The organism is Myxococcales bacterium, from assembly GCA_012517325.1.
Lineage (GTDB): Bacteria > Lernaellota > Lernaellaia > Lernaellales > Lernaellaceae > JAAYVF01.
This window is the reverse complement of record JAAYVF010000009.1, coordinates 18221-36189: the sequence shown is the minus strand read 5'-3', so window position 1 is coordinate 36189 and position 17969 is coordinate 18221. Positions and strand designations below refer to the sequence as shown.

Annotated in this window: 15 protein-coding genes; 12 read left to right on the top strand and 3 right to left on the bottom strand. The window is 58.4% G+C overall.

The annotated features are described in order from the left end of the window. Position 1: 1 nt before the first annotated feature. Together rpmF and GX444_02245 are read right to left on the bottom strand one after the other, a co-directional pair. A complete protein-coding gene (gene rpmF / locus GX444_02250; GenBank protein ID NLH47402.1) occupies positions 2-193 on the bottom strand; it encodes a 50S ribosomal protein L32 in 192 nt (63 codons plus the stop codon). After that, positions 190-675: a DUF177 domain-containing protein gene (locus GX444_02245; GenBank protein NLH47401.1), complete on the bottom strand. Its 486-nt coding sequence runs from the start codon at positions 673-675 to the stop codon at positions 190-192. Before GX444_02245 ends, rpmF begins: the two co-directional genes overlap by 4 nt. Before the next feature lie 241 nt (positions 676-916). Here GX444_02245 and GX444_02240 point away from each other — a divergent pair, with 241 nt between their 5' ends. The 8 genes from GX444_02240 (at position 917) to GX444_02205 (ending at position 12731) form a co-directional block, all read left to right on the top strand. Beyond that, positions 917-2230 carry a hypothetical protein gene (locus tag GX444_02240; GenBank protein NLH47400.1) on the top strand — a complete coding sequence of 438 codons (1314 nt, stop codon included), beginning with the start codon at positions 917-919 and terminating at the stop codon, positions 2228-2230. Continuing rightward, entirely contained in the window at positions 2223-2894 is a 672-nt protein-coding gene (locus GX444_02235) for a hypothetical protein (protein ID NLH47399.1), read from the top strand. The genes GX444_02240 and GX444_02235 overlap by 8 nt, the downstream gene beginning before the upstream one ends. After that, positions 2891-5620 carry a hypothetical protein gene (locus tag GX444_02230; GenBank protein NLH47398.1) on the top strand — a complete coding sequence of 910 codons (2730 nt, stop codon included), beginning with the start codon at positions 2891-2893 and terminating at the stop codon, positions 5618-5620. The genes GX444_02235 and GX444_02230 overlap by 4 nt, the downstream gene beginning before the upstream one ends. Positions 5621-5813: 193 nt before the next feature. After that, positions 5814-6230, top strand: coding sequence for a DUF2184 domain-containing protein (locus GX444_02225; protein NLH47397.1), 417 nt, complete (start codon positions 5814-5816; stop codon positions 6228-6230). Between the two features lie 256 nt (positions 6231-6486). After that, positions 6487-7782 (top strand): hypothetical protein, encoded by a 1296-nt coding sequence (locus GX444_02220; protein ID NLH47396.1) that lies wholly within the window; start codon positions 6487-6489, stop codon positions 7780-7782. Next, complete coding sequence (locus GX444_02215; protein NLH47395.1) at positions 7769-8521, top strand: CPBP family intramembrane metalloprotease; 753 nt, start codon at positions 7769-7771, stop codon at positions 8519-8521. Before GX444_02220 ends, GX444_02215 begins: the two co-directional genes overlap by 14 nt. Before the next feature lie 78 nt (positions 8522-8599). Then, complete coding sequence (locus GX444_02210) at positions 8600-10168, top strand: sigma 54-dependent Fis family transcriptional regulator (protein ID NLH47394.1); 1569 nt, start codon at positions 8600-8602, stop codon at positions 10166-10168. A 235-nt stretch (positions 10169-10403) separates the two neighbouring features. After that, positions 10404-12731, top strand: coding sequence for a hypothetical protein (locus GX444_02205; protein ID NLH47393.1), 2328 nt, complete (start codon positions 10404-10406; stop codon positions 12729-12731). 23 nt (positions 12732-12754) lie between these two features. Here GX444_02205 and GX444_02200 read toward each other — a convergent pair whose 3' ends face one another. Further along, the gene (locus tag GX444_02200; protein NLH47392.1) at positions 12755-13303 is read right to left on the bottom strand and encodes a hypothetical protein; all 549 of its coding nucleotides are present in this window, start codon (positions 13301-13303) and stop codon (positions 12755-12757) included. Positions 13304-13423: 120 nt separating this feature from the next. Between GX444_02200 and ltaE the strand changes: the two genes are divergently transcribed. The 4 genes from ltaE to GX444_02180 all read left to right on the top strand — a co-directional run bounded on the left by ltaE (position 13424) and on the right by GX444_02180 (position 17951). Further along, positions 13424-14461 carry a low-specificity L-threonine aldolase gene (gene ltaE, locus GX444_02195; protein ID NLH47391.1) on the top strand — a complete coding sequence of 346 codons (1038 nt, stop codon included), beginning with the start codon at positions 13424-13426 and terminating at the stop codon, positions 14459-14461. Positions 14462-14737: 276 nt separating this feature from the next. Further along, positions 14738-15604 (top strand): alpha/beta hydrolase, encoded by an 867-nt coding sequence (locus GX444_02190; GenBank protein NLH47390.1) that lies wholly within the window; start codon positions 14738-14740, stop codon positions 15602-15604. 72 nt (positions 15605-15676) lie between these two features. After that, entirely contained in the window at positions 15677-17008 is a 1332-nt protein-coding gene (locus GX444_02185; GenBank protein NLH47389.1) for a hypothetical protein, read from the top strand. Between the two features lie 58 nt (positions 17009-17066). After that, a complete protein-coding gene (locus tag GX444_02180; GenBank protein NLH47388.1) occupies positions 17067-17951 on the top strand; it encodes a hypothetical protein in 885 nt (294 codons plus the stop codon). Positions 17952-17969: the final 18 nt, after the last annotated feature.

Below are 17969 nucleotides of genomic sequence, written 5' to 3'. Positions count from 1 at the left end.
GCTATTCTTCCTTTTCCTCGGGTTTCACGACTTCCCGGCCGTTGTAGTAGCCACAGGAAGTGCAAATGCGATGCGGCTGCATCATTTCCTGGCAATTCGGGCAAGTAACCAACGTCGGCACCGCCAGCTTGCGATAGCCCGCCTTGCGCACGGCCGAACGCGCATGGCAATTCTTTCTCTTGGGTACGGTCATGACTTCTCTCCGTTCTTTTCCACCCCGCAACGGCAGGGTTCTTCGTTCAAGTTCGCCAGGCAGACGGGGCAAATCCCCTTGCATTCCGGCCGGCACAACAATTGTTCCGGGATCGCCACCGCGATCTGCTCGAGGGCCACTTCGTCCAGGTCGATGTCCTGGCCATTGTGGTAACCCACGCCTTCGTCCTCGTCAAACGCCCGCCGATCGCCGCCGCGCGGCGACAGGACGTGACGGATCGGCAGCGACCAGACGGCTTCGCTGTCGTTGCCGCAGCGCGAACAAAGGTACTGTAGCTTCAGCGTCGCTTCGCCGCGCAGGTTGACCGTCAGGCCGACCCGCGCGCAGCGCACGTTGACGCGCGCCTCGGTGAAACCGGTGATGTCCGGCCGCCCCGCCATCCGGGGGCGGATCTGATCCCGCGACAGCACGAATTCAAAGACACTCTCGGTTTCGGGGATCCGACGAATTAATAATTTCATGGCTACCCCCAGAACCGGCGGTGAAGCAGGCAGTATACGAATGCCGCCTCGACTGTCAAGCAGCCGTTAAGCGACCTGAAATGCTCAATCGAAATTAATTGTTTTTCGTACAACAATAAACCTTGACAAATCAAATGAATGGTGAAATATTCAATTTGTGGGGATTTTGCGGCGTTTTTTCACTCATTACTAAGAAAACAATAGTAACAATACGGTTGCCGCATTTTTGGAAAGGCGGGCGATGCGGAGGTTTTCTTCGGTTCTTTTATTGGGTGTCGCACTCTTTCTTTTCCCTTGTTGCGACAGAATAAAGCCTTACTTCGTAACATCCAAAACAACACCCATTCCCGAAAACGAATCAAAAGAATTGACACGCGCCGAAGAGATGGTTCCGACATTCGACCTGGCGCCGGAAGAGCCGATTGCGCCGGTCGGCATTCATTTAGAGATCAACGCCCCGTCGTGGTGCTTGAACATGGGTCAGTTGCCGCCGGAAGCCGGTTGGCGATGGAAAAACATCACTTTAGGCACCTATTCGATGGATACCTATTACAACATATTCATGGCTTTCGCGGGTGACACGCTTTTTGTCGTGTGGACCATCGGGCGCGACGATTGGGGCCGGGGCTACAGTTCGATCGGCAAATGGGAAAACAATGAGTGGCAGCAGTGGGAAGTCTTTGGCCCGGGCGATGCGAACGCCTATACCCTTGGCGCGGCGACCGACGCGGAGGGTCGCTTATGGACCGTTCTTTGGGATCCATACAATGAGCTTTTCAGCACTGATTGCAGCCTTGTGCGCTGGCAAAAAAACGAGATCGTCGAGGTGATTCCGGTATCTGACGATTGGTTTGTCGATTTCACACATTTGTTTATTCTTCCGGATGGCCGATTTGCTTTCACCTTCGATGATTCCGGTTACCAATACTCGATGATCATGGAGACGACGGATGGTCAATTTGTAAAAGCATATCCTAATCTAGGAACCTACACACCGGATAGTGAGGGAATTTTTCACCATCCGGTAATTATTGATAATGGTTGGCTTTTCGAGGACTACGGCAATCCGCTGGTCGGATTTCAAAGAAAATTCGTCGGTCGGGTTCCCAATCACTTGAGCGGCATCTCTGACAAAACCGGTGGCCAAGCCGGAATCAATGCAAACGGTCGAGTCACCTTTTCGACATGGTTTATCGATCTGCATCTGTGGTTGATTTCCTACCAAGGCCATAAAATTGTATCCGTACGTTGGCCCGGTCTTGATGTTTGGGACAATTGGGATTTTTCGGCCATGGATGTAGATCCGTTAGGCCGACCCTATGGGGCAGTGTCCTTGTTTGGTGACGCTCCTTTCAGCAACTGTTTTTTTCGCTACGAAGCCGAGGGAGTTCGCACCGAATATTTTAGCGGCGGTGGAAATAACGACGTTTGGGTAAGTCAAGTTGCCGCGTCGGAAACCGGCGCCGTCGCTGTGCTTGGACCCGGTTGGTATATCGATCCGGAAATCCTTAATGTAGCTATTCGCTACAAATTGGAAGGGGAAAGCCATGAGTAAGAATAATATCAAGTTGTTTTCTCGGTTTTCAATACTCGGATTATTCCTGGTCATTATTTCGATTATTTTTATTCCCAATTTTGTTTTCGCGGATAAAAACGAATCCTCACCGGTCATTCACGACGATGGCGATACCGTCAGTATCGAAAGTGGCGGCTACGAAATGGTGTATTCAGCCATCACGGGCCAATTGATGGAATGGTACGATTCAAATGGCGACATCCTTCTTTACAATCAAGGCGACCGTCCGGACACGGCCGATGAATCGGTTACGCCGGACGAAAAATCCCCATTCATGGTCGCTTCCGATGATATACCGCTGCCTTTTCGACTCTATTTATTTAAACGTATTGTCGATAGCGCCGATGATATGCCTTTTAGTAAACAAGAAATGACAATATGTGTAATTCCAAACAACGAAGCAAACCTTATAATAAAAAGTTATTCCACAAAACTGGAGATTGATAATTGGTGGCGCCAAACTTGGATTGTACAAAAAATGATTGGCATCCACAAATACACAGATCCCAGAATGGTGGGAATCGGGAATCGCACGAGCGCGGTGGGAAACGAATGTGTCTTTGAGGATTTGGTTGGATTGGGTGAAGACCCTCAACCTATTTTACCATTGAAGCAAGAACCTATGCGCCCTTTGCCGGTTTGAATAGATGGTCGGATTTTTCCGTTACTTTTTCCGACGCTGTTGATTTAACAGATGAGCAATTCGGTATCTTCGCGGTTGAATGGCCGATTTTAACGGGTTTACAAAAACTCAATTCGGATGCTCTCGCCTGGCCGATGCGAAATGGTTTGTTGTTGAACAATCCCCTCACGACCTTATTGAATAAAGGATCCACCGAAGCCGAAATGCATTTGGGAGATCTTGATCCAGTTTCCATCGAAAAAATCGACGCTTCTACTATTACCATGTTCTATCCATTGGGATACGACATGTCGATGCAGTTTTTCACCTATTATCGACCTAATTATTATAGTGGGTTTCTCTGGTACACTACCGACCCCAATATGAAAGCCAAGCAATTTGTCTTCAAGGCAAACTCGGCAACCGATTACTCGGTTTCGTTCATCCACTACAACGATGACGTCTGTGATGAATATTATCCAGATGAATACCGTGGCCAGGGTGTGAGATTTTACCGCGTATGCAATAAAAAAGACTTTGGACCTATCGAATACGAGATCAGGCAGGAACATTTCAGCTACATTCCTCCTGGACAAAGCACCATCAATCGGATCAAAGGCAATTGGATGGAAGCCGCGAAATGGTACCGTAATTGGGTGCGATCCGAAGCCGCCAATATTCCTTGGCTATCTGACAACACGCCCATCAAGCAACGATCGGGAAGGTATGCCGATTTCTATCGTTATACCGGTTTCAACTTCGGTCAGATCGGCGCCGAATACGCGTTGGCCGATCCAAAAGCCGATGGTTACGATCCGGATATTCCAAGCCAGGATGACGACAATTTTCTCCGCCAATACCATGACATCCTCTTTTCCGACCCGGACAATCCGACCAAACCGGCCATGGTCAACTATGTCTTGGGCTGGGATTTTCATCATGGAATCGAGGCTAGTGGTGGAGAGGATGTACGTTTTGTCGGCCGGCAGAACGGCAAGTGTGGCATCGCGGGCAATTGCACCGATCCATGGGCTGATTGGGAAGCGACGTTTGGGCCTACCAACGAGCAGAATTATTCGGACGATCCGCGGATGAACCGCGATGTCATCATGTCCGGCGACGGGACACCGGTATTGGGATACATCAATCCATACCTATTCAGTCTTAATATGTATTATTCGGATAGCGATCCTGCGCCTTACGACTGGGCCGAATGGACAAATGCCGTGGGCGAAACTTCCCGGACGCCTTGGATGGGACATACAAATTACCCACTCAACCTAAATTGCACTGAAACAGTGGAAGGTTCCTGTATCATGGACCCGACGCAGATTGACTTCTACACCCATTTCATCGAGCGCAGTCGGCACTTGGTTCTTGATCCGTTCGATGTCGATCCGCCCAATCCGGATTCTCCGGCTGCCGAGAACCGTATCGACGGCCTTTATCACGATATCGGCGTCAGTTACGTGGTTCCAATGGTATTTAGATCACATCCATCAGACGACATTATTAAAGCTCATCGTCCCGACCTCGGATTAAACCAAGTCGGCTCGGGCGGATTCGTTTGGGAAGTACAACGAGACATGATTGATGCCACCAGACACAACCCATGGTCCAATCAACAGGATATGCTGTTAGGAACGGAACAGATGACCGAGATTTTTATCGATCTGTTCGATTATTATGGTGCGGGGGAAAACAGTCTGGGGCCTTTAAGACGTTATTCCAGTCTCGGCCAATATTGCCAGCAGCGCAACTTCTTTCAACAGGATCGGTGGATTATGGAAGGAGATGCAAAAGAAATACCCATGTTGCAATACGTTTATCATCCGATGATGCCGATCCGCAATGACGGCGCCTGGTTTTCGGGGGGAGAAGGTTCAACATACAATAGCGGCGATATTTATTATTGGGTACTTGCTCGGGAGTACCTCGAGTATGGCGCGACGATCTCCATGTGGTTCACGGACGCGGAGATGGATGTATTGTCGGACAACACCAATTACGATTTTTTACCATCGATGGACCCACAAACCCCTAGTTATCGATTGGATTGGGTCAGAACGCAAGAATCCACGGAAACCCTAACCGCTTCCGATACTCAACCGGGAAAACATGGCTATGACTCGATCGAACGAGCGGTCGGCGATCCTAAGAAAGAAGCGTTCTTGAGATTAATGGCCGCTTTACGCTCCTACGTTATACCGGATTTTCTAGTATCCGGCGATATGCGCACTACCGGAATAAAGCCGTATTCAACCCAACAAGGCGAATATTCGTATTATTTCTATACCTCGCTCGGGCATAAGTTATGCCAAAACGATAACCTCTGGGAGCATTGTTCCAATCCATTACTAGGTCAGTATGATCCTTTGGATCCAACGGCAACACACTGCGTGAATGACCGTGATCCATTTGTCGCCGAAAAAGTGGTAACCGCATCCTGGCAAGATTACCAAGCAAGCGGTACGCCGACGAAAATCCTTCATATCGGCGCCAATCTATATAACGGCAATCCGCTGAATTTCATCTTTGTCCTGGACCCCATGACGAATTTTTCCAATCCGGCATACTTCAAAGTAAAGGTGATATCGCCGGAGGACGAGGATCCTACAGCGGTGAGTGTGTCTTACTCCGGTACTTTCAATCCCGGATCGGTAAAATATCTGTCAATCAATGGCATGCCTGCACATAGCGTCGTACTAATACTAGTATGTCAAAGCTCGGCGAATTGCAATTATTAATACATTAGCATTGTCAAGATCACACCTTGGGCAACTTGTAAAAAACAAGTTGCCATTTCTCTTTCCATACATCCGAGGATCAAATATGTAAGAAGACTAATGAAAACTAAAAAGGACACTTCCCCATGGCATTGAAAAACCACCGTTTTCCTCGTCGAATTTTGTGATATCATCCAGTCAACGGGAGACACGGGTGCGGCGAATATCCTTATTCTGGCTGGTGTTGGCGTGCCAAACGGTGCTGCTTTGCGGCGGCGTCGCGGGCTGCACGATTCCCTCGTCCGCCGCGGATCAGGCCAAGGTCGGCGTCATTCTGCAGGAGGTGATCGCCGAGTACGAAAAGCCGGGTTTCGCGGTCGCCATGAAGACCTTCGCCAAGCCCTACGATCAGTTGCAGTACGCGCTTTCGCTGCAGGAAATGGTGGCCGCCCGGCACGGCATGACCTATCTGGAATACATCCGGGCGTTGAATCCGGCGCTGGCCGATCCGCAGGTGCAAAGCCGCCTGGCGCGGGTGAAAGAATTGATCAAGTCCAACCAGAAAATAGACGAACGGTTTAGTAAGACCCTCGAAAAGCTCGAGGAAAAGGGAACGATCGCGCCCGATTGATTCGTCATCCTGAACTTGTTTCGTCACCCTGAATTCGTTTCAGGGTCTGGATTCGAGATGCCGAAACAAGTTCGGCATGACAGGCTGGCGTCGGCATGACAGGCTGGCGTCGGTATGACAGGCTGGCGTCGGTATGACAGGCTGGCGTCGGCATGACAGGTTGTTTGGCGCATGATTAACTGTCACCCTGAACTTGTTTCAGGGTCTGGATTTTGCGCCGATTGATCTTTCGACATTCATTTGAGGATCTCGGACCATGGCTCAAGTGAAATTCTGGTTGCTCATCCTCGGATTGGCCTTAGCCGCCTGGCTGACGGCGTGCAGCGCCGCCAATACCGGCGACGACCCCGGATCAAGTCCGGGGCAGGCTCAAGATGACGACAACGACGACGCCTCGCCCGGCGACGACGACGACAACGACTCCACCGCGATGCCGGTCGACTACATCGCCGTCGGCCGCGCGGCCTTGCGCGATGCCGTCGCCCCCTTGCTGGACTACCACGCGGGGCTCGGCCAGAACGTCTGGTACGCCGATACCGAAACCATCGCCGACGACTTGTCCGGCGAGGACCTGCCGGCAAAAATCCGCGCCTATCTGCAACAGGCGTACGATCCCGAGCGGCTGCAGTTCGTGCAGCTCGTCGGCGCCAACGATCAATTGCCGGCCCGCTGGGTCAGCCCCGATCCCAATTACCTGACCGAATACACCTGCCTGACCGACGCCTACTACAGCGACCTGGACAGCGAATTCGACAAAGACGGCGACGGCCGCTACGGCGAATGGGATGGCGACGACATCAACTGGACCGAGGAAATGTACGTCGGCCGCCTGCCCTATGACGACCCCGAAACGGTGGCGTTCGTGGCGGAAAAGATCGTCGCCTTCGCGCGTGAAGATGCGCCGTACAAACAGACGGCGCTGCTCGCGGCGGCGAACATCGCGGTCAACGGCGACGGCGCCCTGGTGGAGGAAGCCATCGACCAGTGGGTGCTCGATCCGGGCGGCTACGACGCCTACCGCCTCTACCAGTGCTGCAATCCGTTCTTCGAGCCCGACGAGTACCTGACCCGCGAGACCCTGCTCAACCGGCTGGTCCAGCACACGCCCGGTTTTCTGCTGATGACGGTGCACGGCAACGCCGGCTGCGCCTACGCGGGCGACCCGGTGCTGTGCAACACCGACGAGCAGTATTTCGACGGCGAGACGCAAACGGTGATGCTCAGCTCGGGCTGCAGCAACGGCGACCTGGAAGAACTCGACAGCCTGGGAGCCGCCATGTTGCGCTCGGGCGCGGCGGCGTTTCTGGGCTCGACGACCTACACCAACCCGGGCTACTTCGGCGAGGGCAGCCTGATCTTTCCGATGATGGTCGAAAACACCCTCAACAAAAACCGGCCGCTCGGCATCGCCCTGGCGAAAACCCGGGGCAAATACATGGACCTGTACTTCAACCCGGCCGGCTTTTACGATATCGGCATGTACTGGATGAACTTCTACGGATTCACCCTGATGGGCGACCCCGCGATGACGTACTGGCATGACAAACCTTGATTTCCTGAACCGTCCCCGCTCCGATCTTGCCAACGCCTTCCTGGCGCTGGCCGCCTATCTGCTGGTGCTGATCGCGGCCGACCGCATCTTCGGCGGCTTGCCGGGCGATTGGTCCTACGCCCTGACCTACCTGCTCGTGCTGCCGGTCGCCTTTTTTGCGACGCGCTACGGCGCGCTGGCGGTCCGCTCCGACGCCCGGCCGGTCACCGAGGGCACGGCAATGGCCTTCGCGGCGCTGATCGCGCTGCTGGCCCTGGGCGGCTCCAAACCGGCCATCGCCGGCACGTTCGCCCATCTGCCGGCGGCGATTGTCGCGGCCGCCGCGATGGCGCTGGGCGAAGAGTTGCTGTTCCGCGGCTCGCTGTTGCCGGCGTTGGGCAAGCGTTTCGGTTTCGGCGTGGCGCTGGTGATCTCGGCGGGGCTTTCGGGCGCGCTGAGCCTCGACGCCGGAACCGCCCAGGGCGTGGCCGCCTTTTTCGCCGGCCTGGCCATGGGCGGGTTGTATTTGCGCAGCGGCCTGGGCTCCTGCATCGCGTTTCATTGCATCTTCAACCTGCTGATCGGTCCGGCGTTCGGCCTGAGCCTCGACGGGGTGTCGTGGCCGGGTCTGCTCAAGCCGGTCTGGCAGGCGGATCCGCTGGGCTTCTGGCCGGTGCAGGCCGCCTGGTTGGTCCTGGCCCTGGCGTGGGCGCCGCTGGGCGCGAAATTGCCGCGGCTCGCGTCGAACGGGCGGCCGTAGAACGAAAATACCGGCGGGCAAAACCTCGCTCGTCGATTCATTCCTTTCAACGACCGAAATCGGGGTGGAGAGTTCGCCGTGTGGTTTTTGGAAATTCTGGAAAATGGTCAGACCTTGCTGCGTCTGAAACTGCCAGCCGCGGGTTTGCGGCTCGGCGGCGGTCCCCAGGCCGATCTGCAACTGCCCGGCGTGACCGAAACCGTCCGGATCGAACCGGCGCGGCGCACCGCTTTCTTTACTTCCGCGGACGGTAAAACCGAGGAAATCGAGCCGCCGGCCGTCGTTCCTTTCGGCCGCTTCACCCTGCGCCCCACGCCGGCCGACCAGGCCGCCCCGCCCGCCGCCGCCGAACGCACCAAGTGGTTGCGGTACGACGGCGAAACCCAGACGCTGAATGTCACCTCCGCCGTCCTGGCCGTCGTCGCCGGACCGGACGCGCCCCGTGAAATCGACCTGGAACAAATGGAAATCCGCCTCGGCTCCGGCGGCGGTTGCGACATCGTGCTGACCGACAGTTACGTCTCCGGCGGCCACGCGCGCCTGCAGTGGACCCCGGGCGGCTGGATCGTCACCGATCTCGACAGCCGCAACGGCCTGTTCCTCGACGGCGTTCGCGTGTCGCAGGCCGTCTGGCCCTTCGGCAAACGCCTGCGGATGGGCAAGACCGAACTGGAACTGCGGGAAGCGGAAAACCGCGAAGCGATCGCGCCCGTCGCAACGCAATCCTACGCCGGCCTCGTCGGCGGCAGCCCCGCCATGCGCCGGTTGTACGGCCTGATCGAACGCCTCGCGCCGACCGACGCCACGGTGCTGATCCAGGGGCCGACCGGCAGCGGCAAGGAACTGGTCGCCCGCGCCCTGCACAACCGCGGCCCGCGCGCCAACGGCCCGTTCATCGCCGTCAATTGCGGCTCGATGGTGCGCGAACTGGTGGCGAGCGAATTGTTCGGCCACGCGCGCGGCGCGTTCACCGGCGCGACCGCCGACCGCGCCGGCGTCTTCGAGCTGGCCCACGGCGGCACGGTGTTTCTCGACGAGATCGGCGAACTGCCCCTCGAATTGCAGCCGCACCTGCTGCGGGTGCTGGAGGAACGCGAGGTCCGCCGCGTCGGCGCGAACCGGAACATCACCGTCAACGTGCGCGTGCTGGCGGCCACCCACCGCGACCTGCGGGCCGACGTTGCCGCCGGCCGCTTCCGCGAGGATTTGTTCTACCGGCTGGAGATGATCCCGCTTACCCTGCCGCCGCTGCGCGAACGCCGCGAGGACATCCCGCCGCTCGCCGCGCATTTGCTGGAGCGCGAAGCCGGTCGCCTGCGTCGCGCCGCGCCGGGGTTGTCGCCCGAGGCGCTGGCTGCACTACAGGCTTACGACTGGCCGGGCAACGTGCGCGAACTCGCCAACGTGCTCGCCCGCGGCATGATCCTGTGCGGGGAACGGGCGACGATCGCCGCCGGCGATCTGACCCTGCCCGGCGTCGCCGCGCCTGCCTGGCCGGCCCAGGGCGTTTGGACCCTCGAAGAAACGGAAAAGACGATGATCCGGCGCGCCCTGGCCGAGTGCGCCACGCGCAAGGAGGCCGCCGCGAAGCTCGACATCGCTCTTTCGACCCTTTACGAAAAAATGAAGAAATACGACCTGGAGTAGCCGCGGCGGAGTCGGAAAATCTTTTTTCAACCGATCCACTCGAATCGGAATGATAAGACGTTCCGTCCACGTTTCGTCGCTCTCCGATTGGTGATGGCTCTCATCCCTTGAGCAACGCCGGCTGAATTGCTACATTTATCATGTCGTATCTCATCAAGTTCCATTCATCAGGTGGACGATTGGCGTGCCTCATCGCCGAATCAAGCAAAAGCAGGAGAACATGGAGGGTCAAACCATGCGCCACCGGTCATTTCCGATTGCCTTTCTGCTTGCTGTCCTTTTTTTAATCGCCTGTTCGCCCGAAGATGACGGCGGATCCGGCAGCGATGTGACGTCGGACGACGATGACAATGACGACAACGACGACAATGATATCGATGACGACAACGATAACGATTCGACCGACGACGATGATGACGACAACGATAACGACAACGACGATAACGACGACGACAATGACGACGACAACGATGACGACAACGATTCCATTTCGCCGCTCGATGGCGCCGCGTACGACTATATCGACGGCGGCGATTTCTCCTCGTTTTTTCTGGGCATTTCGCCGACCGACGTGAAACGCGTCGGGGCGCAACGTGGCATGGCTTTGATCTTCTACGATTTCGACGAGACGGGGACGGATGGGGAGGTTTTTCCCTACCCGGTAGCCCTATCGGCGATGGCGCTCGGCCCTGATGGCGCCAGGCGCGTGGCGTGGCAGGACGTCAGCGGCCGGCTTAATTATTCGACGCAGACAGCAAAAGGTTGGGAGACGGTCGAGGTGTGGCTGCCGGAGGACTGGCTCAATAGAATCCGGCTGGCGATCGACGCGCAAGGCGCGGCCCATCTCGCAGCCGGGGCGACCAACACCGGCGATTGGCCGAGCCGGCGGCTGTGGTATTTCACGAACCGCACGGGCGCCTGGGAAGCGACGGAACCTTTCCCCAATCGGGAGCCCATGGATTTTGCGCTGACGACGGATGCCGACGGCGCGGCTCATTTGCTGTTTCTGGAGGACATGAGCGATACCATTTACGCTGCGACTTACGCCACCAACGCGAGCGGCGACTGGGTGGCGCATATTCTCGATCTGTGCATGAACATGATGATCTCCTACTGCACCCTCAGTGCGCCCGCCATCGGCATTGACGCGTCCGCGACCCCGCACTTTCTGTTCAATAAAAAAATAGTCGGAGAATTCGGCACGTCCTACGAATTCCGTTACGGCACGATGGGGCCGTTGCTGCCGGCCGTTTCGACCATCGGCAATTTCGGCTACGTTGCCGTGGCGGACCTCGGTTTTACCGCGGAAGACGAACCGGCGGCGCTAGCCTACAACAGCAACCTGTATTACCTCGAACGGGAAGACGGCTCGTGGCAGACCGAATTGCTGGCGAACGGCGCCGGCGCCGGAGTGCGCCTGGCGATGGATCGGGAGCATCACGCGCACGGCGTCTTCCGCCAGGGCGAATGGTTGACGCACGCGGAACGAACCGAGGACGGGGTCGAATTCACGACGCTCGTCGAAGAGTCGCAGGTCGGGAAGACGAACGCCATCGCGGTCACTCAGGCCGGTCGTGCCATCATCGCCTACTACGATCGGACGGCCGCGGAAATCCGGGTGGCGCGCGAAGGGAGCAAGGGCTGGGCGATCGAGACGGTGGAAGCGCTGCCCGCGGCGCCGACGGTCTCGCTGGTCGCTTTGCGACTTGACGCGGCGGGCTCCTCGCACCTGGCCTACGAAGACGGCTCGGCCGCGGTTCGGTACGCGACCGACGCTTCCGGCGCCTGGATGAACGAACCGGTCGCGGACGTGGACACGCTCGACCTGGACCTGGCGCTCGACGGCGCCGGCACGCCGCACCTCGTCTACGCCGACGCCGCCGACGGAAAAATCCACTACCTCGTCCACGACGGCGGCTGGAGCACGGAGAAAGTGGACGCCGGCGTGTGCGCGGCGCTCGAAATCGACGCAGCCGGCAATGTTCATCTGGCCTATCTCAAACCCGAAGCGGACAAACAGCAGGGTTTGTGGTACGGGCATCGGACGGCCACCGATTGGGAGGTGGAGGAAGTCGCGGCGTCGCCGGACGATGGGTTCTACAACGATGTGGACATTGCGCTGGACGGGTCGGGAGAACCGTGCCTTGCCGCGGGAGTCCGCCTGGAACCGACCACCAGTGTGGTGCAGTACGTGATCCGATCAGCCGGCGCATGGGTCGTCACGAGCCTGCCCGGAACGATCTCGAGCGGCTCTTCGGTTTACGTCGACAACGGTATCTCCTTGGCGATCGACGACGCCGGGTACGCCCACCTCGGCTTCACTTTCCGGCAATCTGAAAATGACCTCCCCACCATCGCGGGCGGTCCGAGTTTCGACAAGTTTTCGAACTATCGCTATCTGGAAAATACCTCGGGGGAATGGCGAACCTGGACATTGACGCCGCAATACGCTTACCCGATCTACGGCGCGCTGGCCTTGTCGCCGACCGACGGACAGGTTCAATTTTCGGCGGCTTGCGCCGGCGGTCTCTGGCGCATTGCCGCCGCCGTGCCGGCGCGGTAAAAACAGCGCGCTCGGAGTCCGTGTTACCGGACGACGCCGGAATCGACGATGACCGCGGCCGGGGTTTTCATCTGTGCCAATTGCGTCGCATCGGCGGCCCGGACATAAGTCAAAAACGAATCGAGTTCGTCGAGCGATTCGCACCAGTGATTGCCCGACGCCAAATGGGCCATCGTCGCCGTCGATTTGAAGCGCAAGTTAAGGCTGAGGTACCAGACGTCGGTGCTGTCCTCTTCCATCCATTGACGCGCGATTTCGTAATCGAAGTTCTCGCCGTACTCGGTGCCATCATCGGTACCCCAACTGAAAAACAACATGTCGCTGGAGAATTGGTTCAGGTTGGCGGCTTTTTCGTCGCGGTAAAACCCGGCCATCAACGCAAGCGCCTGGTCGGCGGTCAAATGGTCGATCCGGTAATTGTTCGCCGCCGCGTACTGGAGAAATCGGGCTTTCGCCTCGGCCGACGCGAACGGCGTCGGCTTGGGCCGAGCGTTACGTTTGGCGGACGCGAGCAGCAACCAAGCCAAGCCCACGGCCGCCGGCAGGATGGCGATCAGCCAGAAAAGGCGCACGGAAAAACCTCGTTGAAAGTCAACGGAGCGTACGCCGGAAGAATACGCCGGGCAATGCCGTAGAAAAAATTCAGTGTTATAATCCCGCCGGAAAATCGTCAGCCACAAAGGACCCGGACCATGCACCAGCGAATCGATTTGCGTTCCGATACCGTGACCAAACCCAGCCCGGCGATGCGCCAGGCGATGGCCAACGCCGAGGTCGGCGACGACGTGCTCGGCGACGACCCGACCGTCCAACGGCTCGAGGCGAAAGTGGCCGCGATGCTGGGCAAGCAGGCCGCGCTGTTCTTTCCCAGCGGCACGATGTCCAACCAGACGGCCATTAAAGTGCAGACCCAGCCGGGCGACGAGATCATTTGCGAATCGTCGGCCCACCTGTTTTTCTACGAATCGGGCGGACCGGCGTTCATCTCGCACGTCTCGGTGGCCACCATCGACGGCCACAACGGCGTGATCACCGCGCCGATGATCAAAAAGCGCATCCGGCCCGACAACATTCACGCGCCGCAGACGCGGCTGTTCTGCCTGGAAAACACCCACAACCGCGCCGGCGGCCGGGTGTTCCCCGTGGAAACCATGAAGCAGGTCGCCGAACTGGCGGCCAACGGCGGCTGGCGGATCCACCTGGACGGCGCGCGGCTTTTCAACGCGGCGGTCGCGCGGGGCATTCCGGCGACCGAATGGACCCGCTACGCCGACACGGTGAACGTCTGCATGTCCAAGGGCCTGGGCGCGCCGATCGGCTCGCTGCTGGCCGGTGACGCCGAGACCATCGCCAAGGCGCGCTGGGTCCGCAAAAAGCTGGGCGGCGGAATGCGGCAGGTCGGCATCCTGGCGGCGGCGGCGCTGTTCGCGCTGGAAAACAATATCCTGCGGTTGGCCGAGGATCATGCGAACGCGCGGCGGCTGGCCGAGGGTCTGACCGAACTGCACGGGCTCGACGTGCGCCCGGCGGAAACCGAAACAAACATCGTGGTCGTCCGCTGCACCGACAAGTGCCGCTACAATTCCGGCGAACTGCTGGCGCTGCTTGCCGAATACAACGTGTTTCTGGTGCCGTTCGGCGACAACACCATGCGCGGCGTGACGCACCTGGACGTCGACCGTGATGACATCGAACGGGCGATCGAGGTATTCACGACCTTGTTGCAATGAACGGCGCGAGCAACCGAATCCGCTTGTCAATAGAATAAAAATCGTATTATAAAAGGAATTGGAAACACCGGTTTCAGGATGGGGATGCTGAAACAACCTTCGGGTTGGACCGTGCTGCGAAAAGGATTACCGCTATCCCTTAGTAAGGTTTTAGACTTTTCATAGTCATCCCCATCCTGAACTTTTTTAGCCGTTCCCTGACCGGAATCGATCCGAAACGAACCGATGAAACCCTCGCCTTCCCGTCGACCGAATCCGTGGCGGAAAAAATCGCCTTTGCCTTTTCTTTGGCTGTTGCCGTTTCTATCGTTCGCGCTGGTGACGGCCTGCTCGTCGTACGCCGAACTGCCGTTGCCAGGTCGGGATCAGGTGCAGGTCGTGCGCGACCTTTCGTACTTGCCCGACAACGCCTTTCGCCATCGGCTCGATCTGTACCTGCCCGCCGCGGGCAAGGATTGGCCGGTGGCGGTGGTCGTGCACGGCGGCGCGTTCGTCGTCAACGACAAGCACATCGTGGACAACCTGGGGTATGCCCTGGCCGACGCCGGGATCGCCGCGGTCTGCATCAACTACCGGCTGTTTCCCGGCGCGCGGCATCCGGCGCTGGTCGAGGACGTGGCGGCCGGCCTGTCGTGGGCCAGGCGTGAAACGCGGGCTTACGGCGCCGATCCGGATCGCCGGTTCCTGATCGGCTACAGCGCCGGAGCCTATCTGGCGGCGCTGGCGATCACCGACCCGCGCTACCTGGCCGCGCGGGGCGACAAGCCCGGCGACTTGTTGGGCGCGGTGCTGATGTCGGGCGCCTACGACGCCGCGGTCATCCGGCAGCCGTTGCGGCTGGTCTTCACCAACCGGGTCGCAACCTGGCGCGAGGCCTCGCCGATCCGGCACGTCACCGCCGATCTGCCGCCCACGCTGATTCTCTACGCCGAGCACGACCTGCGCTGGTTCATTCCGGTGGCCGCGCAAAGCCGCCTGTTTTACGACGCGCTGAAAAACGCCGGGGTCGAGGTGCAGATCGCCGAAATCCCGCATTGCGGCCACAACGGCATCGAGCAGCAGATCGGCCGTCTGCCCGCCAGCCCGTCCTGGAACCGCCTCCTGGGATTTATCAACGAAAGATTGCGTTCCAGAGTCAAATAATCCGTATTTGCCGGCCCGGTTTTTCATGTATAATCCGGGCCGATACATTTGCTATCCGGGCGGGAGGTTCACATGTCGGCCAAACGTTTGTCGCCGTGGGGTTGGTGGTGTTTGCTATGCCTGGTGTTCGCCCTGGCCGGTTGCGACTGCGGCGACGACGATGACGACGACAACGCCGCCGTCGATGACGACAACGACAACGGCGACGACGACAACCTCGACGACGACAACGGCGACGACGATGACGACGACGACGATGACGACAACGACGACGACACCACGCCCTGGCCGCCCAACGAGCTGGTCGACGAAGGCAAACTCTGGCTGCATCGCGGCGACGGCGACCGCGCCGATCTGTACTTCCGCCAGGCGCTCGACATCCTGCCCCTGCATCCGGAGGCGAATTACGGCCTGGTCATCGGCAACGCGATGCACAACCTCGATCTGTTCGGCATCATCCTCGATTACGTTTACTCGGTGATCGACAACGGCGGCCCGGTCAAGGACGATCCCGACAACCTGCTCGACAACTTCCTCGCCCAGGCGCTCGACGGCCTGCAATACGCGAGCGGCAAGGAACAGCTCGAATACGCCCAGATTTGCCTGGAGGAAGGCTACGTCTTCCAGCAGGACGAAGACCTCGCGATTCCGATCATCATCCACTTCGAACGCCTGGCCGACATTTTCGGTCAGTTCGACGAGGCGGAATTGCACGCGGCGGTCGTGCCGACCTTGATCCTGTGGGGATTGTTGGAGCACGTCGACGCCGTCTCGCTCGATTGCGACTACACCCAGGCCTATCTGCTGGCCGAACTGGATTGGGACGACATTCTCAACGCGCTCAAGGAAGCGATCCCGATCCTGATCAACCTGTTCGAAGACCCGGCCTATCCCGATTTCTTTACCTTCCCGGCGGAAAACATTCCGCAGATCCAGGACGCGGGATTGCGCCTGGCCGAGGCGATGGAACAGTTCCGCCTGGTTTTCCCGGCGGTCGAGGGCGAGGCGGGCGAGGATCAGGCCACCGACGTGTTCGGCTATGACGATCAGAACGGCAACCAGAAGTACGACGCGGGCGAACCTTATCGCATCAACGGCTACGGCTCGCTCGACGCGGACCAGATGGAAATCGTCTATGCCTTGCGGTACGTCGCTACCAAACTGCGCGACAGTTTCTGGGATTACACCGAATACGACGTCGATCCCGACAACCCCAATCCGTTCCACCTGTCCTATCTCAACCCGTTGTTGCAGGCTTTCGGCCTGCCGGCGTTGATTCCGGATTGGTCGTTTCTGCAAATCGACTTCGGCGCGTTTTACGCCGATCCGGGTTCGGACGGCTTGAAACAATTGCTGTTGAGCATCTTGCGCATCGCGGAAATCATCATCGGCCTCATCGGGTGAAATGTCCGAACCGGTCCCTTTGATTTCCGTCAAGAAAAACACTCGTCGGGGAGGAAACGTGAAAGCAACGACTCGGCAATTGAGCGATCGCGGCCGATTTTTCATCGTCGCCGGTCTGTTCATCCTGTGCGGGACGGCCGCGGTTTTTGGCTCGGCCGTTCCGGCGCGTGCCAATGCCTTCACCATGGCCGAAAACCAATTGCTCGGCCGGTTGGGCGTCAGCTACTTTCTGACCAGCAACTACTTCGACAACCACGGCGACGTCGAAAAGAACGTCGACAAGCTGCACTACCGCGACGTCAGCGGCCATCTCTGGCTACGCTGGGCGGTGCTCGATTCGCTCGAACTGGGTTTGCACCCCCGGTTCCGCTATCAATACTGGACGTACGAAACCCCGGAGCCCGACTCCGAATTCCAGGAGGTCACAAGCACCGAAATGGGCGACCTCGACCTGGACGCGCAATGGCGGATTTTCGGCAACCAATGGGTGGCGATCGCCGTCGACGGCCTGGTGAAACTGCCCTATTTCTACGATGAGGACGCCGAATTGCCGCCGGGCGACGGGCAACTTGACGCCGAAGGCCGGCTGCTGGCCGCGACGCGATTTTCGCTGTTCAACGCCGGCCTCGATTTCGGTTACCGCTATCGGGACGAGGATCCGGCCGACCTGTGGGTGTACGGCGGCGAGTTCGGTTTCGCTTACAGCATCGTTTACGGCAAACTGCGCGTTGAGGGCGCGTCATCGGCGGGCAACGCCGCGGACGACGCCGAGCTGCGCGATTTCCTCCACGGGCCGGATTACGCCCTGGGTACCACCGCGATCACTTTCGGCATCAAGCCGAGCAATCACTGGCGCCTCGACCTGACCGCCAGCCATACCATCTGGGGCCGCAACGCCGCCCAGGGCACGACCCTGATGCTGGCGACGGGCGTCGAATATTAAGCGGCGCGGATTGGGGTT